The organism is Psychrobacillus sp. FSL H8-0483 (genome assembly GCF_038637725.1).
Taxonomy (GTDB): domain Bacteria; phylum Bacillota; class Bacilli; order Bacillales_A; family Planococcaceae; genus Psychrobacillus.
In genome coordinates, this window is the sequence record NZ_CP152052.1 from 2,007,681 (window position 1) to 2,033,875 (window position 26,195).

The following is a 26,195-nucleotide window of genomic DNA, read 5'->3' on the forward strand; positions in this document are numbered from 1 at the left end:
AATAATGGAAACTGCTTCAAAGAAAAGTTTTATAACGCGTGATATTATGAAGAGCTCTATTTTAGGGGCTTTCAAGAAATTCAATCCGGTATATATGATAAAAAATCCTGTTATGTTCGTAGTAGAGATTGGGTTTATATTTGTCCTAATGCTAACTATTTTTCCGACAATGTTGGATGCTGGAGCAGGTGAACATGATCGTATCTATAATGCCATAGTAGCTTTTGTCCTGTTTATCACTATCTTATTTGCTAACTTTGCTGAATCTATTGCAGAAGGACGAGGAAAAGCACAAGTACAGACATTAAAGAAAACAAAAACAGTGACGCAGGCGTGTGTACTACTTCCTGACGGATCTGAGGTCATGAAACAAGCACACGAGCTAACAAAAGGAGATATCGTCTTAGTGCAAGCCGGGGAAGTCATCCCAAACGACGGAGAAGTATTAGAAGGGATTGCAACAGTCGATGAGTCGGCTATCACTGGTGAATCAGCTCCTGTCGTGAAAGAACGTGGTGGCGACTTTTCATCTGTTACAGGTGGTACGACTGTTACAAGTGATTGGCTGAAAATAGAAATCACATCATTACCTGGCGAATCGTTCTTAGATAAAATGATTACCCTTATCGAAGGAGCAAGTCGTAAAAAAACACCAAATGAGATTGCACTAAACACACTATTAGTTAGTTTAACGATTATTTTCTTACTAGTTGTAGTGACACTTTATCCGATGACCACTTACTTAAACGTGCATATTCCGATAGCAACGCTAATTGCACTGACAGTCTGCTTGATACCAACGACTATTGGAGGTCTATTATCTGCAATCGGTATTGCGGGGATGGATCGTGTAACACAGTTCAATGTAATTGCTATGTCAGGAAGAGCTGTTGAGGCATGCGGTGACGTAGATACATTGATTTTGGATAAAACAGGAACAATCACTTATGGTAACCGTATGGCATCTGAATTTACACCTGTGAAAGGAGTAAATAAAAAAGAGCTGATACGAGCTGCATGGCTAAGTTCACTGACTGACGACACACCAGAGGGGAAATCTATTTTATCACTCGCTTACAAATTAAACGTGGATACTGCTGATGAAAAAATGATTATTAACACGAGCGATCACATTTCATTCTCAGCGCAAACACGCATGAGTGGGCTTGATATGCAAAACGGCACTAAAATTCGTAAAGGTGCTTACGATACGATTAAAAAGGAAAGTATTGCTGCTGGTCATCCTATTCCTAAAGATTTAGAGGAGCTAGTCCATCAAGTATCAATAGTAGGAGGAACACCTCTAGTTGTAACGGAAAACAATAAAATTTTAGGTGTCATTTATTTGAAAGATGTCGTGAAACCTGGTTTAAAGGAACGTTTTGAACAGCTTCGTGCAATGGGCATTAAAACAATTATGTGTACAGGTGATAACCCACTTACTGCCGCTTCCATCGCAAAAGAAGCAGGCGTGGATAGTTTTATCGCAGAAAGTAAGCCAGAAGATAAGATAAAGGTCATTAAAGATGAGCAGGCACTTGGTAAGATTGTGGCAATGACTGGTGATGGTACAAATGATGCACCAGCCCTTGCGCAGGCAAATGTAGGGCTAGCGATGAATTCTGGGACAAATGCAGCAAAAGAAGCAGCTAATATGGTGGATTTGGACTCAAACCCAACGAAAATTATCGAAGTTGTGGAAATCGGAAAACAATTGCTCATGACTCGTGGTGCTCTCACGACATTTAGTATTGCGAATGATGTCGCAAAATACTTTGCTATTATTCCAGCAATGTTGATGGTGGCAGTACCAGAAATGAGCGTTCTAAACGTTATGATGCTGAATTCACCAACAAGCGCTATCGTCTCTGCATTGATTTTTAATGCGATCATTATACCAATGCTAATTCCAATTGCTATGAAGGGAGTAAAATACAAGCCGATGAGTGCATCCAAATTATTAAGTAAGAACTTGCTAATTTATGGACTAGGCGGTATTATCGCTCCATTTATTGGTATTAAAATAATTGATTTAATTATTGGGCCAATTTTACACATGATGGGTCTATAGGAGGGAAAGCTTTATGAAGGGATTTTTTGAAAACTCTAAACAAGCACTGCTGGTCACTTTAGTCATGTTTGTTTTATGTGGTTTAATATACCCATTTGCAGTCACAGGGATTGCTCAGTCATTTTTTAAACACGAGGCAAATGGTAGTTTAATAGAGGTGGATGGTAAAGTTGTAGGATCAGAAAAATTAGGTCAAGCATTTACTGCACCTGAGTATTTCTGGGGTCGCGTATCTTCTGTGAATTACAATGTCTATACAAAAGAGGATACGGTGCCAGATGAAAATGGTGAAACAGCCTATAGTGGTGTTAGCTCAGGCACTTTCAATTACGCTCCGTCTAATCCAGAACTGCAAAAACGAATAGAAGCAGATATTGAGGCATTTCTGAAATCTAATCCAAAAGTGAAGCGAGAAGAAATTCCTGCTGACTTGATGACCGCCTCTGGATCCGGTCTAGATCCACATATTAGTGTGGATGCAGCGCAAATTCAAATAGAACGTGTTGCAAAGGCAAGCGGGATTTCTGTTGAGGAAGTGAAGGGAATTATAAAAGCAAACACGGAGAGCCGTGTGTTAGGTGTAATGGGAGAAGATAAAGTCAACGTCCTAGCAACGAACTTGGATATATTAAAAAAAACGAAGGGAAGATGAATCGCAAAATATAGAATTTGTAAAACTTTTAACTTGGTATAACGAGAAGAGGTAGCAATAAAATAATTGAAATTCTTTGTTTAACAAGGGGGTGCATTCCTTCAATAATAATTTTGATAGATGTATTTAAAGCCCATCGACAATGGTCAATGGGCTCTCAATACTAATCCTGTAAATACTTAATCGTATGGATAGCGATAAGGAACTTTTTTCGTTTTCATAAGCAAGAAAAACAATGTGAGAGAAGAACGACTTTTTCAGATGAATATCAAATATGACTGTAAAACCGAGTCCTCCAAGAATAAGAACCTATACCGACGTCTAGTCAACAGTGCTTCCCAGACTGCTTTCGGTTCAGTGTAAAGCATTATCAACAAATAAAATAAGGGATATACCTTAGTTAATATTTTATCTGTTATTTCCTTGAACCTAATTGTTTTTTGAGTTTTTTTACTTCAGCCGTTAAATAGTCAATCTGTTTTTGCAAGTCTTTATTATCGTTATTATTACTATTCGCTTGCTGTTGTTCTTCTAAAGCCAGTATAGCTGATATTGTAGAAATTCCATCGCCAAGTGTAGATATTGCTGAACCAATCACTGCAAGCACAGCGGACTGATTTCCTGTTTGGAGGCTTGGACTATTTTGTCCATTGTTATTATTTTTATTATTCAAGCTTTTATCCTCCAGTCAAAATACCTTTTCCAACATTTTATGCATTCAGTATTATTTTGTGAAAGAGACACGTAAATGCACAATTCGGCCATAATGTGCAATAGAAGAGAAGTTGCTTGTTCAACTACCGGGGCAGTTTAGTTGAATAAGTACTTAAGCAATTTTATTCATCAACAGTGATCCAGTCATTAAATTGTCGTTGGAAACAAAATTTTGATTTTAATTCTAAAAAAAGGAATTATTGAATCTTTTTGGGATTGATTAACGTATTATAATGTATTGCCGTTCTTGAAGGGAATAGGGAGATGGAAGCGATGGTTGAAATGAAAAGGGAGGGAACTGAGTGCATTGGGGGATGTGGATTTTTTGGGGTTCCATTGCGGCTCTACTTATAGGTACTTATCTTGTGGATTTTCTAACTGGACGGAAATATAATTTCAAAGAACAGGAAAAGACTTTCAACCAGAATTCGGCGGAAGCAGATGCTCCACGAGAAGTTGGACGGTATAACCATCAAAGTGGACCGTTTTAAATGAACGAACGGATTTGGTACTTAACTACCATGGAAGAACGTAATTTTCTTCCATATTCTGTGGTGAAGCAGGCTTCATGGATGGCTAACGGAGGCGTTAGTTAAAGATGATTGGGTTGCTTTACTAAGTAATTTATACAAATTATGGGGGAAGTAAGTGAAAAAAATACATACCATATTATTTACAGTAATGATATTAACTGCTTGTTCGGATACAGACCAAAATTTAAATGAACTAGTTGAAGCTGCTTCTTCAGTCACATCTGAAACATTACAGTTGGAGGGGATTGGTAGTGTCGCGGTAATGATTAATCCAGCAGATTCTAATCCAAGGATCGAAATTATTTTACAGGATGAGAAAGAGCTAACCAGTGTGGAAATAGAGGAAGTTCAAAAACGTATACAAGATGCTGTTTATTCAAATACAAATGTGTCATTTAATGTGTTAATTCGATCAAAAAGTGAGGAGGAACTGCGAGACGAAAAATGGCATCCAATTTTCAAAGCTATTTACGAAAAGACGGAAGAAGAATTTGAGGAATACAGAGGGTTTGCCTATTCCTTCTCCCCAGAACCTTTGCAAATTATTATTAAAACTCATTTACAAGATAATAAAAGTACCTCTAATTTAGAAAAGATAGAGCAGATTGAAGAATATGTAGATGAAATAATAAAGCAAAAAATAAAAGAACTATATGTTGAGGAATTACCTTATAAAATTATTGTTCGAAGCAAGGATAATGAGGATTTAAATTAATATTATCGTAAAGTCACATGTTGGTGTTGATCTATTAATGATTAACACCTTTTATTTGGCTTATTCAACGACCATGAAAGAACGTATTTCCCTTACATATTCTGTGTGAAGGAGGGCTTCATGGATGGCTAACGGGGTGCTTTACATGAAAATCATGGAGCTGTTTAGACTGCTCTTTTTTCTTATTCAACTAAAGAGGCAGTTTCTTAATGAAGCACCCACTTTTTAGTCCATTGATAAATTGATTAAGTCATTCGCTACCATTCCTTCACCTATTGCTTGAATATGTAAATGCTCATGTAGATAGGGCTTATCAATATTCCATGTTAAAGAAAAGTTATTATCATTTTGATTTTCTTGAATATCGTATCCAATGAGTTTTCTTTCTGTCCATGTTTGAGTACCTGTTGGAATCAACCAAAATAATACAGTTTCCGTATTTTCTGCTTCAACATGAAATGTAATTTTCTTTGTCCCATTTGGTATGGATACCCAGTTTCCTTCTTTAGCATACACTGTGTTAATACTTTTTATTTCAGGTCTGGGTGGTTGAGAAGTGGTATCTTCGCTTATAAGTGATTGAAATGCTGTTAAGATATTTAAAGCAAGAAATAATTTTAATAACATTGATTTCACCTCAATAGGTAGTATTTACTTTATGAGGATTGCTATACGTTATTCAACTACCATGAAAATAAACTTCTGTAATTTAGGGAAAAAGGCAATACTTAATAAGACGCAGCTCATTCGTTAAAAAAAAAGGAGAGCGCGTAATTCATTGAACTATTGTAGGTAGGTGGACTGGATTAAGACGCTTCAGGTTCTTGTAACGTAACTGTGTATCCTAAACTCTCAAGTCTTCGTAAGGAATGTCGAACAATTGACTGTTGTCTCTTTTTATCAAAGTAGTCTTCGCCTAAGTCTACGTACATTTCTTTTCGAGTTAAGAGATAATAGGAGATGCGTAACATGGCATGAGCGACGACAATTCCTGCTCGTTTCTTACCTTTTCTTGCTGCTGTACGACGATACAAAGCACCGAGATAGTTTTTGGAACCTCTTACAGAATGAGCTGCTTCTGTTAATGCTGATCTCAAATATTTGTTTCCTTTTTTGGTTTTAGTTGATTTCCTTTTTCCCGCACTTTCATTATGTCCAGGAACTAATCCTGCCCAAGAGCACATATGAGCTGCACTTGGAAACTGATTCTTAATATCCGTTCCGATTTCAGATAAAATTTGCTCCGCCATTCTTGTAGCAATGCCAGGAATAGAATCTAGTCGTTCAACATCTTCTTTATTGGCGCTTACTCTTTCCGCCACTTCTTGATCGAGCATCTCGATTTGCTCCGTCAAAAAATCAATATGCTTTAAAATGGTTTTCAACATAAGACGTTGATGTGAATTGATATAACCTTTAAGGGCGAGTTCCAGTTCATCTTTCTTCTTTTTCATTGTTCGTCGAGCAAAATTTGCAAGTTTTTCAGGATCATCTTCGCCTTCGGCGATCGCATGAAGCATATCCCTTGCTGAAACGCCCAACACATCTGAAACAACAGAACCTAACTTAATGTTCGCACCTTCCAATACCTTTTGAATCCGATTATGCTGTCTGGCACGTTCTTCAATAATACTCCGACGATAGCGAACAAGTTCACGTAGTTCCCGTTGATCACGGTCAGGAATATAACTAGCTTTGAGAAGACCATGGCGGAGTAGTTTGGCAATCCATTCTGCATCCTTCACATCTGTTTTACGTCCAGGCACTGCCTTCATATGCTGGGCATTCACAACTAGAAACTCAATATCTTCAGCTTCTAATAAATTCACAATAGGTTTCCAGTAAACACTCGTGCTCTCCATGGCGACATGCGTACAATTCAGCTGTTTAATCCAGTCCACCAACTGTATTAAAAATACAGTTTTAGTTGAAAACGTTTGAATCTCCTTTCCTTCTGGTGTGATAATACATGCAGTTATATTGTCCTTATGAACATCCATACCACATGCTCTTTCAATGACTATATCCATTGAAAACATCCTTTCTACGGCTCTTAATATTATTGGAGGCTGGTGCAACAATCAGAATAGGATTAATCTACCATGTGTGCTTCCTGTAAGGGAGCGACAGTCAGTGGTGCACCGTGGTCGTTGGAGTCAGACTAACGGATGGGCTCTAAGGCACCATAGTTCATCGACCTTCCTCTCCCAGCCGTAGAATCAGTATGGACGGTTTTTCACCATTTTCATTCTCTGTGGTGAAGCGCTGATTTTGCGCTTCATGGATGGCTAACGGTTAGCGATACTTCAATAAGACTTAAATAGGATCGAAATTTGTCCCTTTTCTTCTTTTTCAGGATTTGTGTCGCAAGAAAATGGACCATGCTTCTTTTTTGAAAAAGGGAAATAAACTTACATATTGAAAGTGTGATTCTGCAATTACACGAATAATTAAACATACATAACACCGTCCACTTCTGTGGACGGTGTTATGTATGTTTATAAGAGCAAAAAAGAACAACTTTATAGTTGGTGATTAGTATTTGAAGAAAAAAACTGACTTGTGGTAAATGTATAGCAATCTCTGCAAAATAATTTTAGTTAAGACTTATAGAAATTCTTTAATTTCTTCAAATTTGCATCTCAAAACGGCTCAGGATTGAAATGGTGCGGTTTTGAGAAGATAAATAATTCTATGTACTCAAATTTATGTCTCCAATGTACTAAACTTTGTCCACTCCTTGCACCCTTTTATTAATATACCAGTGTTTGGTTTTCAATTATCGACTAGGGGGTCTATATTGAACGTATAAAAAAACTGAAGTAGTTAATACTTAATATTATAGATAGCCATATTTAACCAACAGAGGCGGTAATAGTAAGCGATTTTTCCTATCTTATATATATATGAAAGTAGAAAAGACTTTTTGGTACCATAAAAAGTTAATACAGGAAAAGAGAGAGGGAGACTATGTGGTTTTTAAAGAATAAAAATATAAAAGAGTTAAATACATCTACCCCTTCACCGAGTCAAGAGGTAGATACCAATCAAAAAGAAGCCTTAAAAACTAGTCTTCAACAAAACATACAAACTCTAAAAGATACCCTTGGAAAAAGTTCGGATATTATCATTCGTGAAATTCGAATTGGAAATGAAGGAACCATTAAAACCGGTATTATTTATACAGACGGATTAACCGATACCCCTTCATTACAAGACTTTATTTTGGAAACGCTCATGCTAGATATCAAGGGGATTGAATTACAGAAAAAAACTTCTCCTGATCAAAATCTTATTAGCGTATTAAAAGATGTTGCCCTGACAGTAGGAGAAATTAAAGAAATAACTAATTTTGACGATCTTTTTACCAGCCTTTTGTCGGGGGAAACCATTATTTTAATCGACGGATATGCCCAAGGTTTAAGCATTTCCAATAAGCATTGGGTAGAACGTGCTGTAACTGAACCATCGGCCCAGACGGTAGTTAGAGGACCACGCGAAGGATTCACTGAAAATTTGCGTGTAAATACGGCCTTAATTCGTCGGAAAATTAAAGATCCGAACCTTTGGATGGAGTCAAAAAATATTGGAACACGTACGAAAACGAACATTGCCCTAGTCTATATCAATGGCATTGCAAATGACAAAATAGTAAAAGAAGTCCGTTTACGTTTGGATCGAATAAACATTGATGGAATTATCGAAAGTGGAAATATAGAGGAATTAATTCAAGATTCAACATATTCACCTTTTTCTACCGTTTATAATACAGAACGTCCGGATGTAGTAGCTGCAGCACTACTTGAGGGACGCATAGCTATTTTAGTAGATGGAACACCATTTGTGTTACTCGTTCCAGCATTATTCGTTCAATTTTTCCAGTCTGCTGAAGACTACTATGTGCGTACAGTTATTGGGAGTCTTGTTCGACTCCTTCGGTTTGTAGCATTCGCAATTGCTCTGCTAGCACCTGCATTATTTATTGCGATCACAACTTATCATCAAACCATGCTACCTCCTGCACTCCTAATTAGTCTGGCAGCTCAGCGAGAAGGTGTCCCATTTCCGGCATTTGTTGAAGCGCTCATAATGGAAGTCACCTTTGAAATTTTGCGCGAAGCAGGCGTAAGAATGCCACGCTCCATCGGTTCAGCCATGTCTATTGTAGGGGCATTTGTTATTGGAACAGCAGCGGTTGAAGCAGGCATAATCTCAGCTATGATGGTAATCGTCGTTTCAATAACCGCCATATCTAGTTTTGTTTCGCCCTCATACGACCTAGCGATTGCTGTTAGGGTGCTGCGCTTTGTATTTATGGCGTTAGCTGCTACGTTTGGTTTATTTGGAATTACGGTAGGTATAATTGCTCTTATTCTCCATTTATGTAGTTTACGTTCTTTTGGCGTACCTTATATGACTCCGTTAGCTCCATTCAATGTTTCTGATCAAAAGGATACGTTTATTGTTTTGCCTATATGGAAATTGGTTACTCGACCTCGCCTAATCAATCAACAAAATAGGGTCAGGCAACAAGATTCAGCCGCTGCAAAACCAGCACCACCAAAAAATAAGGAGTATGAAGGGGTTTAACGATGAAAAAGTGCATGTTTGGTCTCCTAATTCTCAGCCTCTTTCTTTCGGGGTGTTGGGACCGGCGGGAATTAAATGAACTCGCTATTACGATGGCAATAGGAATCGATAAAGTTGAAGATGAATACCAGGTTACCACTCAAGTGATTGTACCTTCGGAATTGTCTATGAAAGGAGGTTTAGGGCGCTCACCGGTAACACTCTTTCAGGCAAAAGGAGATACGGTTTATGAAGCAATTCGAAAACTTACAAGGGACTCGCCTCGTAAAATATATCCTGGACATCTTCGAATGCTTGTGATAGGTGAGGAATTAGCTAAGGAAGGTATAGCGGATTCATTAGAGTTAATGTTTAGGGACAGGGAACTTCGATATGATTTTTATATTGCTATTGCTAAAGATATGACAGCGGCAGAAATACTGAATGTTACAACAACTATAGAAGCTATACCAGCCAATAAAATGATTAATGCTCTTGAAACGTCAGAAAAGGCTTTTGCATCAACGAGTGGAGTTACATTAGATGATTTAGTTGCAGATCTTGTAAGTGATGGCAAGGAGGCTGTGTTAACGGGGATATTTGTAACGGGGGACCAAGAAATAGGGCCAAGCAAACAGAATGTAGAATCGATTACTCCTTCTGCTCGAATTCGATATGATAACTTTGCTGTTTTTAAAAAAGATAAACTTGTTGGATGGTTAACTGAACGTGAAAGTAGGGGGTATAACGATATCACCAACAAAGTAAAAACAACAGTAAATACAATATCGTGCCCTAAAGAGGGAAAAGCCACTATAGAGGTTATTAAATTCAATTCTGATGTTAAAGGTAAAATAAACAAAGGAAAGGCCGAAGTGGATGTCAATATTAAGGTAAAGGGAAATGTAGGGGAAGTAGAATGTGAAATAGATCTTACAAAACCAGAAACAATTGACCAGTTAGAGAAAATTTACGAAAAGGATTTGAAAGAGATCATTAGCGATACCATTAACACTGTTCAAAACAAATATGAAACAGATATTTTTGGATTTGGTGAAGCCATTCATCGATCCAATCCGAAAGAGTGGAATAAGATGAAAGAAAACTGGGATGAGGAATTTTCTAACTTAACAGTGAATGTTAAAGTTGTCATGGAACTTCAACATACGGGTACAATAACTAATTCCTTCTTAGAAGAGATAAAGGATAAATAATCATGATAAAAAGTATAGGAATACTCTTGATTGCAGCTGCCATTCTGTGGATTGAAGTTCCACCTCTCTTGGAAAAAAAATATAAAAAAGAGTTACTTGTGTTTTCAATTCTTCTTGCAATTGGGGTTGGGATAAGTATTCCACAAGGATTTGGAAAACCTATTCCGAATCCAATGGATTTACTAACTTTTGTGTTTAAACCGCTTAATGATGTTATTGATCTTTTGTTGAAGTAAAAGAAACTTATGGACGGGATGGTATGAAATGAAATGATGCAAAACGTTAAAATAAATTCGTACCAATTTCTAATTTTAGTTATCTTTTTTACAATTGGTACGAGCACCTTAACTGTACCTTCAGTATTAGCAACCGACGCGAAACAAGACGCTTGGATTTCCGCTATAATTGGTATGGGAATCGGGTTATTGGTTATATGGCTATTCATCACTATAGCTCTTTGGTTCCCTCACCTCACCTTTACCCAAATCATTGAAAAAGTATTTGGAAAATGGGTAGGTAAAATCTTTTCTGTTTTGTTTGTACTCACGTCTTTTCTTTTTACTTCAGAACTTATATATTATTGTGGGTTATTCCTAAACATCCATACGTTGCCAAATACTCCAATGGTCATTCTTAATCTTCTTATGGCGGCGATATTGGTGATGGGAGTCCGTCTTGGATTGGAAACCATCGCGCGTTCTGCAGAAATCTTAATTATCGTTTTCTTCGTTCTTTTTCTGATTTTAGTGGTATTTATTTCACCTGATATCAAGTTTGAAAACATACAGCCTGTATTTGAAATGGGTACAAAAAAGATCATTCAATCATCTGTATTTTATGTCGTAGTATCTTCAATTGATGCCATTTTTTTATTAATGATTTTTCCTTCCTTCATTAACAAAATGAAGCAAGTTAAAAAATCTTTTTTAATTGGAAACTTAATAGGCGGCATCATCATCATCATCCTTACATTTTTAAGTGTTTCTGTATTAGGTGCTGCTGATACTTCCAGACAGATGTATCCTAGTTATGAATTGGCTAAAAGAATAAATATTGGGAATTTTGTGCAGCGTATTGAGGCGTTAATGTCCACCCTTTGGATTATTTCGCTCTACTTTAAGACGATTCTTTATTTTTACGCTTCCGTTTTTGGGATGGCACAAATTCTAAATTTGAAAGATTACCGCCCTATAACATTACCGTTAGGCATGATTGCTGTTGCCCTTTCTCTCGTGATTTATCCTAACGTCATCTACCAACAAAAGTTTGACAGTACAACGGGTAATTCCTTATCATTATCAATCGGACTTTTTTTACCACTTTTGCTGGTAGTCGTATATGCCCTCCGAAAAAAACAATTGAAAAAAGATCCTGAAAGTTCCAAAGTGTAAGGTTGATTCGATTAATCAGTAAATAGGGGCCTTTGAAGACCAGAAGGATATTAATTATCAACTAGCCCGTGAAACCTCTACTCATTCACGAGGTGGATACCAATCAAAAAGATGCCTTAAAAACTAGTCTTCAACAAAACATTCAGACTCTAAAAGATACACTTGGAAAAAGTTCGGATAAGTATAGGAATACTTTTGTTTGCAGCTGCCATTCTGTTGATTGAAGTTCCACCTCTCTTGGAAAAAAGTATAAAAAAGAGTTGCTAGTTTTTTCAACTCTTCTTTTTTTGTGTTTAAACCGCGTAATGATGTTATTGCTCTTTTGTTGAAGTAAAAGAACCTAATGGAGGGGACGGCATGATTTGAAATGATACAAAACGTTAAAATAAATTCGTACCAATTTCTAATTTTAGTTATATTTTTTACGATTGGTACGAGCATCTTAACTGTACCATCAGTATTAGCAGCCGGCGCGAAACAAGACGCTTGGATTTCCGCTATAATTGGTACGGGAATCGGTTTATTGTTTATATGGCTATTCATCACTATAGCTCTTTGGTTCCCTCACCTCACCTTTATCCAAATCAATGAAAAAGTATTTGGAAAATGGGTAGGTAAAACCTTTTCTGTTTTGTTTGTACTCATTTCTTTTCTTTTTACCTCAGAACTTATATATTATTGTGGGTCATTCCTAAACATCCATACGCTGCCAAATACTCCAATGGTAGCTCTTAATCTTCTTATGGCGGCGATAGTGGTGATGGGAGTCCGTCTTGGATTGGAAACCATCGCGCGTTCCGCAGAAATCATAATTGTCGGTTTCTTCATTCTTTTTCTCATTTTAGTGGTATTTATTTCACCTGACATCAAGTTTGAAAACATACAGCCTGTATTTGAGATGGGTACAAAAAAGATCGTTCAATCATCCTTATTTTATGTAGCAATATCTTCAGTTAATGCCATTGTTTTATTAATGATTTTTCCTTCCTGTATTAACAAAATGAAACAAGTTAAAAAAATTTTTTTAATTGGAAACTTAATAGGCGGCATCATCATCATCGTCCTTACATTTTTAAGTATTTCTGTATTAGGTGCTGCGGATACTACACGACAGATGTATCCTAGTTATGAATTAGCAAAAAGGATAAATATCGGGAACTTTGTACAGCGTATTGAGGGGTTGATGTCCACGCTTTGGATTATTTCTCTCTACTTTAAGACGATTCTTTATTTTTACGCTTCCGTTTTAGGGATGGCACAAATTCTAAATTTGAAAGATTACCGCCCTATAACATTACCGTTAGGCATGATTGCCGTTGTCCTTTCTATCGTGATTTTTCCTAACGTCATCTATCAACAAAAATTTGACAGTACAACGGGTAAATCCTTATCATTATTAATCGGACTTTTTTTACCTCTTTTACTGGTAGTCGTATATGCCATACGAAAAAAACAATTGAAAAAAGATCCTGAAAGTTCTTAAGTGTAAAGAATGGTATAATAAATTATCATTTTTATAGAAAAAAGCCGATTTTCAAAATGTGGAATTCGGCTTTTTTTCTATAAAATATGTGCATTAGTGAGAAACGAAAGTAAAGTTAACTTGGAAGATTGATAAAAAACTTCTCCAAGAAAACTAATTACAAGTGCTACACGCAGAGGTAGGTATAATAAATAAAAAGGCAGTTTAGTTGAATAAAGTGAAGGAAGATATTAAAGTACATCTTGTAATTGAAAAAAATGCTTTATTTATTGAAGAAAATTTATCGAGTTTAAAAAAATGTTACTATAAAATCGGGGACGATTATGAACTATTCGCCTTTAGAAATTTAAACGATGTTATTATCTCCACTCAGATATATGGAATTTTATATGATAGATTGTGAAGGAATGTACTAAAACTAACGGAAGCTTTACTTCAAGAAGGGGAACTTTAATATGGAATTTTTGATTAAATCTCAATTAAACGATGTAGATGAAATAGTGAATATTGATAGAGTAGTAACTGGTAGTGATAGCAGACGAAAATACATAAAAAAAGCTATTGAGGAAGAAAGGTGTATAGTTGTTAAAAACGAGTTCTCAATTGTAGGCTTTTTAATTTTTGATACTCACTTCTTTGATTGTAGCTTTATATCCTTGATAATAATTAAACCGACTGAAAGACGAAAAGGATATGCAACATCCCTTATGGAGTATTTTATAAGCATATCGCCAACTAAGAAAATATTCTCTTCAACCAATCAGTCAAATAAAAGAATGCAAGAGGTATTTAGAGCAAATGGATTTATCCAAAGTGGATTTGTTGAAAATTTAGACGAAGGAGATCCAGAGATAATTTACTTTAAATCAATATAAGTAATTCTGAGTTATTCAATTAATGTGATGATTTAGTAGACAGCCTTTATTGTTCTTCAACTACAATGGAAGAACGTAATTTTCTTTCATATTCTGTGGGGAAGCTGGGCTTCATGGATGGCTAATATAGCTTTTTTACTTTAATAAATTATTATATTCACTATTTTGAAGGAGTTCTTTAGAAGAAAGTCTTGTCCATTTTGAGATTGAAGTATCTGGGTTATTCTCTATATAACTTTGAGTAATTTCATAGCCTATTTTGTAATCTGACCATAATGGTATTCCTTTTGCTGAATTCCCATGGAAGAAATCTTTATATATTTTAACAGAAGTCGAATCAGCGTTTTTCCTTAGCTCCTCTAAAACGATTGCTGTAGATTCCTCTGATAACGGTTCAGTCCATGGAGCACTTATTTCAGGATAGACAATATGGGCAAAGGAATCTGCTTTTCCTTCAGAAAGAATCATGTCTAAAACAGTATAAAAAGCCCTCTCACCATTTGCTAAAATATTAATTGCATGGTGATATTCATGTGCAACAAGATATTTTAACTTATCTTCACTAATGGAAGTGTCTATCTGGATGAATATATCCTTATCGTTATATGTTACTCCATTTACTCCCTCCATTTTACTAATGGCAAAGTTGTCTTCAGGTCTTAGAGGCATAATATATATGTTTTTATCTCCACCTGGTAGTTGTTCTGCTGACTTTATAAGTGCTTCTTGTATTAACTCATTTATTTGCTCTTGTTTTTGAAGGAGCTGAACCGTATTTTTTTCAAACTGTTCAACCTCGGTAGAAGCTGTAAAAGGATATTCCAAAGGTAAATCTAACGAGGATTTTTCCTTAAGAGGTTTTAACACTTTTTCCACATATGCCCCTGGGTTACTTTCAGATGGGTTCTTTTTAACATAGTCAGTGTACTCAAGTACTTCCTCATAAAATGGAATTATTTTAAAATTCTTTCCTTCATATGAAAAACTAACTTCTTTTTGGGAAGGTAGATTATTTTCTTCCTCTTTATCTTGCACTATGTCATCAGAACAACTTGCAAATAATACTGAAACAAAGATTACCAAGCCAACTATTCTCTTCATTTTATTACTCCTCTCAAAGAACCTCTTTTATCTCCACATAATTTTAACTATTGAATCTAATAATGGATGCAGTAATATAAATACGGTATGAATGAAGACAAGTTTCAACTATCGGAAAAAATTCACTAAAGACTAATGAAGTAAAGACAAACAAGTTGAATTAAATTATCTAATTCAACTAACGGAGGCTTTAGTCAATCAAGACTATCATTTCGATGCTCTATTTTTACGTCCGAAACATCAAGTAGATTTCGGCAATTCATTGTGAATTGTTACATTTAAACTACTATGGCAGAACGTAATTTTCTTCTATATTCTGTGCTGAAGTAGGTCTCATGGATGGCTAAAGGGGCAGGTTATTAAAAAAAGAAAATATGAAAAAAAGCCAAATTTTCATAAATCTGGCTTTAAGATGATGTATCTATTAAAAGAAAATGAATGGTTAGAAAGATTCTTTTAGTTATAAATTAGGAGTCAAGAAACTAACCTTATAAACTAGTATTCCCGCTATAATTGTGTCTATGAGGATTCATTCCGTTTACTGTAGTAACTCCACTAAACTCATGATAATGACCGCCGTTAGGAAGGGAAATAGATGGACCAGTAACTCCACGAATTTCATGTTGATGTTGATCGTCCACAGATGTAAAGGTAAAGTATTGATGGGTGTGTTGGACTCCACTTGGTGCTGGTTCCGTAGTTCCAGCGTACATGTGATTATGTCCCGCTTCAAAAGAAGTTACGCCTCTAAATCCATGGACATGGGCAGGGACAGGTCTACCATCCCATGAAGTGATAAATAGTTGGTGGGAATGCTGAGGATCCGAATCGTCAGAATGATACATGAATCCTGAAACAGGTATTTCCAAATGTACAACTCCTTTTGCCAATTTCAATAATTTATGTAATTGAGATAAATAAGGTTACAAATTGTATTAAAAATGAGAGTAGTACAATGTCCTCTTAGGAGATGATCACAAGTTCGGTGGCCTTGATTTAAGAAGGTTTGGCGCTTTTTTGTTAAAGAAGGAAATGCGTAATAAAGGTTGAATGTTTTTTAAAAATAATAGGGGGAACAAAAACCCCTAACCAAATAGATAGAGGGGTTTGTAGGATGATGCAACAACTTAATCTAATGTATCTAATTTCTCCCTTATATATTTCGACCTTGCTTCAATAAAATTCAATATATACTCCGGTTCCTGATCAAATAAATGGATATCGTCTTTTTTATAAGGGTCTATTTGTATATAAGGTCTTATTAAATCATGCATACTTTGTATTATTGGTTTCATAAAGTCTACATTAAATTGGTTGTTTAAAATAACTTCTAGCAAATTTTTGTATTGACGTCGAAATGTTTTCACGTCGAGAATCCTTGCGGTTAGCGTATTAAATCCTTCGATTCGTAAATAGTCTTCCTCCATCACTCTCCCATTTACATCTCTTCCCCATGTTGCATCGTAGTCCCACGGGATGACTTCGAATAGCCTTGTTTCGCTATTCTGGTAAAGTGCGTAATTATGAACAAAACCATCAAAATTTTGGGTGAAAACAACGCCAACCAACCAACGGAGATACTTATCAACATTGAGGTATTTCACAATTTCATTTTCAAATTCCGCTTTTGAAATAGTATTAATTTCAATGATCATGTTTTGTAAATGAAATTCATCAGATTCTTTCCCATATTTTAGTTCATAGCCAGCTTTAAGTGATTTCTTAACTTCTTTATCAAGATCACTCATTAACGAAAAGTTAGCATCGCCATCAACCGCATAGAATATTGGTCCTTGCGGTAGTTGTCGATTCGTAAGGAAATGCTCATCCACTGATTCTAATTCCAAATAAAGCCCTTCATTTTTTCCATTCAATTTCAAATATACAAATTGGGACTTTGGCGATAAGCACCCTATTTCATTGAAAAAATCGAGCGATAATTTATTTCTTAATAGAGAAGGATCTTTATATTCTGCGTTGATATGAATTTCTTTGGCATTCCTATACGTATTTGGCTTATAAAACGAAATGTGATATGACTTCTTTCGAAGATCTCGGATATGGGAGCCACGATAGGCGATATCAATATCATACTTTCTTTTGTTAATCGTAAGCTTGGCAGATATAGGATCGTCACACCAAATATCTTTCCGAAGTTCACTTAAATCTAAAGGATGAATAAAAAGCTGATATTCAGGTATTTTTATGCCGTTATCCACGCGAATTCTCTCCCTTCATTTTAAATTATTCGTATGAAACAAAATTGTAAGATGCCGCAGAAAGATACAAAATTATTTTATACTTTCGAAAACTATACGATTGTCTCTAACATATTAAGTACAATCTCATATATTGCGATAAGGGAAAGAAAAATGCAACAGCACTGGTTGATTTTTTTTGAAAAAAGAATAATCATTTACCTTCTTTCTTTAATAAAGATGAAAGGAGGTTTGAACATGTCACTTATACAGAATGCAGTATATCGGGCTAACAACACAGGGCTAGGTCACTTCATGCACCAGGATCCTTTTAGTAACGAACGATGCACGAGTAGGAATCGTCGTACTTCGCGAAACCAACGACGCACGAGCAATATACGTCGAACTTCTCGAAACCAACGATGCACGAGCAGAGTCCGTCAAACTTCGAGAAACCAACGACGCACGAGCAGAGTACGTAGAACTTCGCGAAACCAACGACGCACGAGCAGTAGACGTCGAACTTCACGAAACAAACGATGTACGAGAAGGAACTCCTTTTGGAATGACTTATTATTTTAAAAAACTTCGAGGCGATTTATCGCTATCTGAAGAGTATGTCACTTAATGTTCTTCAATGGACTTTTGAATGCGTCTGTATTATAAAGTTAACTAGTTCTTACTAGTTAACTTTTTTTCGTGTTATTCTTATCAAAATCCAAGGTTGAATGAAAAATGAAAGGTAGGCTGGGGGGGGTCTGTCTGATCTTTTCTTGTATGTATATTCTTCTAGATGAATTGATATTGTTGTGAATTACACATAATCTATCAGAATTGTTTAAATCACTGTAGTATATGCACTTTTTCCGTTCAAACCAGAAATTCGAAAAAGATTTCACTTTAACGGGCAGGGACCGTCAGGCGATCCTCCTATTTATCTAGGAAAACCGAAAAACATTTACCATCCTCCACTAAAACGCATTGTACCTTCCATTTTTTAACTCCTTTTCTAGGATATAATATAGGCTATGTATAATGAACGAAAAGGCTTAGACTAAAACCCATGTTCGAAATCTTTGTGTGAAATGATTTTGATTGTTCCGTAAATCACCTCTTCTACAGCCACTCATAATTGGCATCTAGAACCAATTATTCATTAACTTAATGGTTTGATATGTTCTTTTTGAACTACCATGGAAGAACGTAATTTTCTTGCAAATTTTGTGGTGAAGCAGGTCTTCATGAGTGGCTAACGGGGCATGTTAGTTAAATAAACAATAAAAATAAGGACAGTGGGAAACAAATGATTCCATGTAAGAAGGCGACTTTTTGTATTGGGCCAAATGAATGTATAAGGATATTAAAATAAAGATATGAATGACAAATGTATAGAATGGTTGCCTTATGAATAAAATAAATTTTGACAGGACACCAATTAGTGTCATATAATAATAACACCAATTGGTGTCCAATTTATAAAGGGGTGGGTGATTTTGAACGATATAAATCATGAACGTGATGTTTATGTGGCTATTGCTGACCCAACAAGACGGAAATTGCTTCGTTTGTTGGCAGATGCGGAAGAGTTACCACTTCACGAATTAACCGTTCAATTTCAAATGGGGCGTACTGCTGTTTCTAAACATTTGGCTATACTTAAAGAAGCGGGTCTAGTTGCTGATCGTAAAGTTGGTAGAGAAACAAGGTATCGACTAAATGCAGCCCCCTTAAGGGAAATTAAAGATTGGGTATCTTTTTACGAAGGATTCTGGAAAGACAGAATTGGTAAATTAAATCTTTTATTGGAGGAAAAAAAATGAAATCAGATGTATCATTAGATTTTCAGTTTACAAGTTCAATCAATACAGTGTGGAACGCATTAACAGATTCGGATACTCTTGCAAAATGGATATGGAATAATGACTTTAAACCAATCGTCGGACATAAATTTCAATTCCGAGCTGAGCCAAATGAATGGTGGAATGGAATTGTAGATAGTGAAGTATTAGTAGTGGAAGAGCCTAATAAACTTTCTTACACTTGGGTGAGTGCCGGAGAAAGCACTACTGTTACATGGACTTTGAAAGAAGGTTCAGATGGAACTATACATCTACATTTCGATCAAACTGGATTTAGTGAAGAAACAAAAGCACGTGAGGGAGCTATCGAGGGAGCTAAATATGCTTGGATGAAAATGGGTGAACAGCTCGAAAAAGTTTTAGCAGAACTGTAAAAACGCTTTTTCAACAATAGGGCGCAATTCCGTAACAAGAATTGTGCTCTTTCTTATTTATCTACTTTATCGGATAACAGATGAAGTTTTACTAATATGGCAATACTAAATTTAGAGAATGGAGATGATACCACTATGAAAGTAAATCAATTAATTGCGAACAATATTAACAAATTGGATGTAGCACTTCCAGTAGATAAATCTTTAGGAATTGCTGGTTTGTCTGGTTCTGGTAAAACCACTTTTTGTCAAACAATTGGTGAAGAATCCAAGAAGCGTCTCGTTTCTTTATTGCCAAAGGCTGAATATCAATATTTGTTTCCTAATATTATGGAAACCAATTTCAGTGCCATTAAGATGGAAGAAATGCCTTTAGTACTTTTTCTCGGAAAATCATCCATTTCTTCGAATCCACGGTCAACGATTGGCACCCATACGGGCGTTTTTAAAGAGATTCGCGTGCTGCTTGCTGAAAAATTTAATTTTTCTCCAGAAGTTTTTTCATTTAATAATGAATTAGGTTGGTGTCCTGCATGTAAAGGGCGCGGCACTACGAAAAATATCGAATGTAAAAAGTGTGAGGGCAAGCGTTATAATCCAGAAGTGGAGCAACATAAGATAGAAATATTGAATCGAGCACATAGTATTTCCGATATTAACAACTTAAGCATTGAATCGATTCTTTCTCTTGGAGAAGAATTACATATTAGTGAAGCGAAACAGCATATTCTTAAAAATATTATCAATATGAATATCGGTTACCTAACATTAAATCGTATTATGGGTACCTTGTCAGGTGGAGAAATAACACGACTTTACTTGGCTGAATTTATGGCAACAAGTGAAAATACCGTTATTATTATTGATGAAATTTCAGTAGGTCTAGACCACCAAACACTATTGAAAATTTTAGAAGAGATTAAACAATTGGGCTACAAGAATCAGATTTGGCTCATTGACCATTCTGACACGGTGCTTAACACATCGGAAGAACAATTATTCTTTGGACCTGGTAGTGGAAAATACGGTGGGAAAATTGTAGAAGAATCCCCACGACCACAACCAATCACTTCGGAAAGAAATAAAGAAATGCCAATAGAGTACTATCAATTTCAAGATCTTTACTGCCGTAATATTCAAATGAAAGAAATTCAGATTCCTAAAAATAGAATTGTCACTTTTACTGGGGAATCAGGATGTGGGAAGTCTACACTTGTTAATGAGTGTATCGCCAAAGATTTCCAGAAGAGATATCCAAAAGATAAACTCGTAATAGTTGGGCAAGATCGAAACCAATCGATTACTAGTCGGTCTACAGTTGCGACGTTTCTTGATATTAAAAGGAAACTTACAAAATATAGTGAAGATATTGATGATATTTTTCAGCGTTCGATTGAAGATATTATTGAAGAACTGCCAAAGGAAGATATTGCTCATAAACGCTTGAGCTTATTGATCAAACTTGGACTTGGTTATCTGACGTTGGAAAGAAAAACGCAGTCTTTATCGACGGGTGAATTTCAATGTGTCCATTTAGTTTCTGAGCTGTTTGCTAACTCAAGAAACCCACATACGCTCTTTATTTTTGACGAGCCTTCCAAAGGATTATCACAAAATATTTTAAATCAATTCATTGATAGTGCAAGGGTCATTCTGCAAGATGAATCTGTCTCCATTATGATGATTGAGCATAATGCTTATATGATAGACAACTCTGATTTTATCGTTGATTTTGGGAACAGGCAGATTGCACCTGTCGAGCGTCTTGATGTTGTCAGTCATGATGATTATTATCGCGGGCAAAACGGTCCAGAACAGGTTGCACCATTGCAAATTTCTTCTACACTAAATCAACCAAATGGCATAGACTACTTAACAGAAAATCATGTTGACTATTTTAAAAATGCAGAAAACGTCTATAAGGGTGGCATTTTAAAAAGCTTATCCTCCATGGCTCGTTTGATTTATGGTGAATACGAAACAGACATAATTGCACCTGTTATCGCTATAGACTTGGAACGCCACTTGTATAGTCAATATAGTTTTCTTTATGAACTTGGCGGCGTGATTAACCATATTGTAGCATCACATCCGACAATTAAAGATACGAGAAGCTTCGATTTCTATCATCAAGACAATCATTGCCCTTGTTGTTCGGGCCGTCGAGTGATTGAAAAATTTGATTTTGATGTTGTTCTTCAGGATAAAACCGTGCCATTTTGGGATGGCCAATTACATGAAGATGTAATGGAAGTTTTAAAGTTTTATCAGTTTTCAAAATTAGAATTCCTCTTTGAAGAGATTAAAAATGAGCTCGGTCAGGATATAAGCAAAAGTTTTAATGATATGACAGAAGCAGAAAAGCATACCTTTTTATACGGGTATTGGGAAAAGTCATTTTATGACAAAGAAGGCAAGACAAGGAGGACTTGGGAAGGCTTTAATTTAATCATTGGACGCTATATATTTGTATCCAAATCAATTATTAAAGAGCATATAAAAGAATCCAAAGAGATGATTACGTGTCCAGTCTGTGAAGGAACCGTACTAAACCATCATAAAAAGCTGAAATTTGGCGACACGGATATTCGTGAGATTATTAACCAGCCACTCGATCAAGTAATAAAAACAGTTGGCAACTTACAGCAACTAGTAAAATTAAAGGATATTGTCGGCGGTGATATGACTTTATGCGAAGATGTGTCCTTATTACCGAGAGAAACGCAAGTCGCTCTGAAAATGTTTGAATTGGAGCAGGCTAGCTTTGCCCACTATGAAATGGTTTTACAAAATGTACTGCCATTCTGGAGCAGTATTAGCAACAATATCGAATCTATCGGCGTTAACAATCGAATTACCATCTGTGATTTTGACAATATCACAGAAACGAGAGAAACGATCATTGATAAGTACTTCACTAATGGAAAATATAAAAAGCTGACGTATGTCTATGAAGCGTTAGGTTACAAAAAGATAGTCACTTTAATTAATAAGATTAGAAAAAGTCATCCGTGTCCATTCTGTAACGGAAAGAAAGCTATTACAGAAGAAAATCTCCATGATGGCGTATTTAAACTAACGATCCCTTGTGTGACGTGTAATGAAACTGGTGTTAATAATGAAGGACTTAAGGAAATAGTCGAAGGCATAGATGTAGAAACATGGCTAACGGGCACAGTTAGTGATGTTGTTACTGAAACCTTAAATATTGACGCTGTTGCGGATATTCCAATTTTCAATCGTATTCGGGAATTGAATAAACGAGAAATGATGGCTGTTTACGAATTTCTTGAGCAAAACAAGTAAATTAATATTATTAAAACAAGTCACATTTTAAAACAAAGCTAGATGTCAGCTAGTGATAGAAAACTCATTTGCAATAATAAATTGCAAATGAGTTTTTATTCTATTCTGAAGAGGAACTTGTTGGTTTAATAGAATATTTTCTCAGTTGCAATACTGAGAATCAGGCTTTTTACATTGGAGTTTCCTACGAGTTGTGGGATTCTATCGTTTTTTGATTATATTTCTTCATGAAAAAAGATTTTATAAAACTTTCGATTGGTTGCTTCATCATAGCCTACTTCAATCAGTTCATCGACTTGCTCGATATTTCGTACGTTAACCTGAATTTCAATATTAGAATCAAGTTTTATTTTGCGTTTATAAGTTTTTTCTACCTTTTCGATCGCACTTTCGGAAATGACAGTTTCGTAGGGTTTTACCGAATTTACGATGACTTCTTTTTGTACCGGATCTGCCTTTTTAAATACGGTATCAATAAAATCATTTACCTGGAATTCTTCTTCATTTCTAAAATAATCGAGCGTTTTGTTTAAAAAACCGAGTTTCTCCGTATTCGTAAAACTTTCTTCTTTTAATATATATTTTTTGCATTCTGTTAACGCTAAATTGGTTTTATGATAATGTTCATCCGCTACCTTAATTTTTAAAAAACGCTCTTGCCAGTAAACAACATCTTCTTTCTTTTTGGTTTTGATAAAGACAGCAGGTGCTACGTCTGGCCCCATGTCCATGATTACGGCCATGTTATTGATTTTCTTCACATTAATACCGTCGATGCCATTCACAATCATTTTGTTCTGCTCGTTTTTCACATCTAAAAACATTTCTTTTTCATCAATTTTTACAATGGCAATTACCTTTTTTACCTCTGTATGCCATAAACAATTATCGAATAATCCAATAAACAATTCACCACTTTTAATATTTGGGTGTTGGGATACACTTTGTAAGTGAGTGGCGATATGCTTAGATTGTTCAAGGAAACTGCTCTTCTGATCAAAAATGGAATTTACATATGTATAGACCTCATTTAATCCAATATCCGTTTCGTGAAAAAATTCGTACTGCTGCTCATAATCAATTTTGTTAAACGCCAATTGTGTAAAAGCTGCTTCAAGCATTACATCTGGTTGAGAGAAGACCTCATCTCCCAAAACAAGCGTATCGCTTACATAATGTACGACATACTGTCCTAATTTACTTTCACTTACTTCTAGCATGGTCATCACCTTCTAATCATTAGTTGTAGATAATCTACCATATCACACTCTATACAATATTTTCATACATTTTACATACATTGATGATTATTTTTAGGTGTAAGCCAAATACTTCCTCTTTCACTCGAACCTCAAACAGGAGGTTATTGGTTTTGGATAAATAACAATTGAGTAAAGTTTGTTCTTTAACTACCATGGAAGAACGTAATTTTTTGCATATTCTGTGGTAAAGCAGGCTTTCATGGGTGGCTAAAGGGGCAGATTAGTTGAATAAGGATTGGTTAAATAATTCTGTCATTATGTTAAACTTTAGATGTTATTCAGCAATGGTAAAAAGGGGGAGAAAGTAATGTTACAATCACTGATTTTTGATATGGATGGAACTTTATTTCAAACAGATAAAATTTTAGAATTATCACTTGATGATACTTTTAACCATTTACACTCAATAAATAAATGGAATGCAGTAACCCCTATTGATAAATACCGTGAAATTATGGGTGTACCTTTACCAAAAGTATGGGAAGCTTTGTTACCTAATCATTCTAATGAGGTAAGAGAACAAGCTGATGCTTATTTTCTGGAAAGATTAGTTGAAAACATTAGAAGTGGGAAAGGTGCTTTATATCCTAATGTAAAGGAAGTTTTCAGTTATTTAAAAGAGAATAATTGTTCCATTTACATAGCGAGTAATGGTTTAACGGAATATTTAAAAGCAATTGTGAGTTATTATAATTTGGATAATTGGGTTACTGAAACATTTAGTATTCAACAAATACAAACGCTAGATAAAGGAGATTTAGTTAAAACAATTATAAAAAAATATGATATAAAAAAAGGAGCAGTAGTAGGAGACCGTCTTTCTGATATAAATGCAGCTAAAGATAATGGTTTAATTGCAATTGGATGTAATTTTGATTTTGCACAAGAAGATGAACTAGCTCAGGCTGATTTGATAATAGATGACTTAATGGAGCTAAAAATAATAATAACAAAAATGAAAAATAGCTTATAGAACTATCAAAGGCACAATATAGTAGAAAAACCCGGTCCTTGTTGAACGGGTTTTTTAGTTGGATAATATAAGATACCTGAATGCCTTTAACATTTGCCCATTCTTTTTTTGTTATGGACCAGTAACAATCAATTTTGATATTTGACTTAACGGAACATTCGTTCTATATTTAATGTAGATCTATAAATGCTCGGATGATGAAATTAGATGGGTAAAAGACAAAAGGGAGTGTGCTTAAATGACAAGTCGATGTACGTGGGTAACAACAAAAGAACCTTTATATATGAAATATCACGATAAGGAATGGGGTGTACCTGTTTATGATGATAGACTATTATTTGAAATGCTATGTTTAGAAGGTGCACAGGCGGGGCTCAGTTGGTGGACAATTTTACAAAAGAGAGAAAATTATCGAAATGCTTTTGATAATTTTGAAGCGGAAAAAATTGTACACTATACAAATGAAAAATTAGAATTATTAAGAGAAGATAAGGGCATTGTTCGAAATAAATTAAAAATTAAAAGCGTCGTAACGAATGCAAAGGCATTTCTAAAGATTCAAAAAGAATACGGTTCATTTTCTAATTATATATGGAGTTTTGTAGATTACACTCCAATTGTTAACCATTGGCAGACGGTTAAAGAAGTTCCAATTACAAGTGAAATAAGTGATAAAATGAGCAAACGTTTAAAAAAAGATGGATTTACATTTGTAGGTGGTACGATTTGTTATTCTTATATGCAAGCTGTAGGATTGGTGAATGACCACACTTTAGAATGTTTTTGCCATCCTTCTCATTAAAAATAAACGCAGTATTTCCCAAAGTTGCAATTTCGATAGATCGAATATTGCTCTATTGAATAATTTTCGACAATTTATATAACCCAAATAAAAGTAATCAAAA

22 protein-coding genes are annotated in these 26,195 nt (G+C 35.3%); 15 read left to right on the forward strand and 7 right to left on the reverse strand.

Annotated elements, in window-relative coordinates:
- Positions 1-4 precede the first annotated feature (4 nt).
- Positions 5-2,071 carry a potassium-transporting ATPase subunit KdpB gene (gene kdpB, locus MHB48_RS09585; protein ID WP_342601211.1) on the forward strand — a complete coding sequence of 689 codons (2,067 nt, stop codon included), beginning with the start codon at positions 5-7 and terminating at the stop codon, positions 2,069-2,071.
- Positions 2,072-2,084: 13 nt separating this feature from the next.
- Positions 2,085-2,723: a potassium-transporting ATPase subunit KdpC gene (gene kdpC, locus MHB48_RS09590; protein ID WP_342601212.1), complete on the forward strand. Its 639-nt coding sequence runs from the start codon at positions 2,085-2,087 to the stop codon at positions 2,721-2,723.
- A 415-nt stretch (positions 2,724-3,138) separates the two neighbouring features.
- On the opposite strand, the gene MHB48_RS09595 is transcribed toward kdpC, so the two are convergent.
- Positions 3,139-3,396, reverse strand: coding sequence for a hypothetical protein (locus MHB48_RS09595; RefSeq protein ID WP_342601213.1), 258 nt, complete (start codon positions 3,394-3,396; stop codon positions 3,139-3,141).
- A 343-nt stretch (positions 3,397-3,739) separates the two neighbouring features.
- On the opposite strand from MHB48_RS09595, the gene MHB48_RS09600 reads away from it, so the two are divergent.
- Together MHB48_RS09600 and MHB48_RS09605 are read left to right on the forward strand one after the other, a co-directional pair.
- Positions 3,740-3,928 carry a hypothetical protein gene (locus MHB48_RS09600; protein WP_342601214.1) on the forward strand — a complete coding sequence of 63 codons (189 nt, stop codon included), beginning with the start codon at positions 3,740-3,742 and terminating at the stop codon, positions 3,926-3,928.
- A 157-nt stretch (positions 3,929-4,085) separates the two neighbouring features.
- On the forward strand, positions 4,086-4,685 hold the full coding sequence (locus MHB48_RS09605; protein WP_342601215.1) for a hypothetical protein: 600 nt from the start codon (positions 4,086-4,088) through the stop codon (positions 4,683-4,685).
- A gap of 225 nt (positions 4,686-4,910) precedes the next feature.
- On the opposite strand, the gene MHB48_RS09610 is transcribed toward MHB48_RS09605, so the two are convergent.
- Positions 4,911-5,312, reverse strand: a complete 402-nt coding sequence (locus tag MHB48_RS09610) for a hypothetical protein (RefSeq protein ID WP_342601216.1) — start codon at positions 5,310-5,312, stop codon at positions 4,911-4,913.
- Between the two features lie 179 nt (positions 5,313-5,491).
- Positions 5,492-6,715 (reverse strand): IS110 family transposase, encoded by a 1,224-nt coding sequence (locus MHB48_RS09615; protein WP_342598100.1) that lies wholly within the window; start codon positions 6,713-6,715, stop codon positions 5,492-5,494.
- Positions 6,716-7,655: 940 nt separating this feature from the next.
- Between MHB48_RS09615 and MHB48_RS09620 the strand changes: the two genes are divergently transcribed.
- From MHB48_RS09620 to MHB48_RS09645, 6 genes are all read left to right on the forward strand, one after another.
- Positions 7,656-9,275 carry a spore germination protein gene (locus MHB48_RS09620; RefSeq protein WP_342601217.1) on the forward strand — a complete coding sequence of 540 codons (1,620 nt, stop codon included), beginning with the start codon at positions 7,656-7,658 and terminating at the stop codon, positions 9,273-9,275.
- A 2-nt stretch (positions 9,276-9,277) separates the two neighbouring features.
- On the forward strand, positions 9,278-10,468 hold the full coding sequence (locus tag MHB48_RS09625) for a Ger(x)C family spore germination protein (protein WP_342601218.1): 1,191 nt from the start codon (positions 9,278-9,280) through the stop codon (positions 10,466-10,468).
- Positions 10,469-10,470: 2 nt separating this feature from the next.
- Positions 10,471-10,704, forward strand: coding sequence for a hypothetical protein (locus MHB48_RS09630; protein ID WP_342601219.1), 234 nt, complete (start codon positions 10,471-10,473; stop codon positions 10,702-10,704).
- Between the two features lie 33 nt (positions 10,705-10,737).
- Positions 10,738-11,859 (forward strand): endospore germination permease, encoded by a 1,122-nt coding sequence (locus MHB48_RS09635; protein ID WP_342601220.1) that lies wholly within the window; start codon positions 10,738-10,740, stop codon positions 11,857-11,859.
- Between the two features lie 367 nt (positions 11,860-12,226).
- The gene (locus tag MHB48_RS09640) at positions 12,227-13,342 is read left to right on the forward strand and encodes an endospore germination permease (RefSeq protein ID WP_342601221.1); all 1,116 of its coding nucleotides are present in this window, start codon (positions 12,227-12,229) and stop codon (positions 13,340-13,342) included.
- A 455-nt stretch (positions 13,343-13,797) separates the two neighbouring features.
- Positions 13,798-14,217 carry a GNAT family N-acetyltransferase gene (locus MHB48_RS09645; RefSeq protein ID WP_342601222.1) on the forward strand — a complete coding sequence of 140 codons (420 nt, stop codon included), beginning with the start codon at positions 13,798-13,800 and terminating at the stop codon, positions 14,215-14,217.
- A 135-nt stretch (positions 14,218-14,352) separates the two neighbouring features.
- Here MHB48_RS09645 and MHB48_RS09650 read toward each other — a convergent pair whose 3' ends face one another.
- The 3 genes from MHB48_RS09650 to MHB48_RS09660 all read right to left on the reverse strand — a co-directional run bounded on the left by MHB48_RS09650 (position 14,353) and on the right by MHB48_RS09660 (position 17,537).
- Entirely contained in the window at positions 14,353-15,318 is a 966-nt protein-coding gene (locus MHB48_RS09650) for a DUF2268 domain-containing putative Zn-dependent protease (RefSeq protein ID WP_342601223.1), read from the reverse strand.
- Positions 15,319-15,806: 488 nt separating this feature from the next.
- Complete coding sequence (locus MHB48_RS09655; protein ID WP_342601224.1) at positions 15,807-16,187, reverse strand: YmaF family protein; 381 nt, start codon at positions 16,185-16,187, stop codon at positions 15,807-15,809.
- A 258-nt stretch (positions 16,188-16,445) separates the two neighbouring features.
- Positions 16,446-17,537 (reverse strand): CotH kinase family protein, encoded by a 1,092-nt coding sequence (locus MHB48_RS09660; protein WP_342601225.1) that lies wholly within the window; start codon positions 17,535-17,537, stop codon positions 16,446-16,448.
- A gap of 1,472 nt (positions 17,538-19,009) precedes the next feature.
- Between MHB48_RS09660 and MHB48_RS09665 the strand changes: the two genes are divergently transcribed.
- From MHB48_RS09665 to MHB48_RS09675, 3 genes are all read left to right on the forward strand, one after another.
- The gene (locus tag MHB48_RS09665) at positions 19,010-19,336 is read left to right on the forward strand and encodes a metalloregulator ArsR/SmtB family transcription factor (protein ID WP_342601226.1); all 327 of its coding nucleotides are present in this window, start codon (positions 19,010-19,012) and stop codon (positions 19,334-19,336) included.
- Positions 19,333-19,749: an SRPBCC domain-containing protein gene (locus tag MHB48_RS09670; RefSeq protein ID WP_342601227.1), complete on the forward strand. Its 417-nt coding sequence runs from the start codon at positions 19,333-19,335 to the stop codon at positions 19,747-19,749. The genes MHB48_RS09665 and MHB48_RS09670 overlap by 4 nt, the downstream gene beginning before the upstream one ends.
- A 135-nt stretch (positions 19,750-19,884) precedes the next feature.
- Positions 19,885-23,055 (forward strand): ATP-binding cassette domain-containing protein, encoded by a 3,171-nt coding sequence (locus MHB48_RS09675; RefSeq protein WP_342601228.1) that lies wholly within the window; start codon positions 19,885-19,887, stop codon positions 23,053-23,055.
- A gap of 215 nt (positions 23,056-23,270) precedes the next feature.
- Here the strand turns inward: MHB48_RS09675 and MHB48_RS09680 are convergent, their stop codons facing one another.
- Entirely contained in the window at positions 23,271-24,275 is a 1,005-nt protein-coding gene (locus MHB48_RS09680) for a nucleoid-associated protein (protein WP_342601229.1), read from the reverse strand.
- 349 nt (positions 24,276-24,624) lie between these two features.
- Here MHB48_RS09680 and MHB48_RS09685 point away from each other — a divergent pair, with 349 nt between their 5' ends.
- Complete coding sequence (locus tag MHB48_RS09685; protein ID WP_342601230.1) at positions 24,625-25,290, forward strand: HAD hydrolase-like protein; 666 nt, start codon at positions 24,625-24,627, stop codon at positions 25,288-25,290.
- Between the two features lie 238 nt (positions 25,291-25,528).
- Complete coding sequence (locus MHB48_RS09690; protein WP_342601231.1) at positions 25,529-26,092, forward strand: DNA-3-methyladenine glycosylase I; 564 nt, start codon at positions 25,529-25,531, stop codon at positions 26,090-26,092.
- The last annotated feature ends 103 nt before the right edge of the window (positions 26,093-26,195 follow it).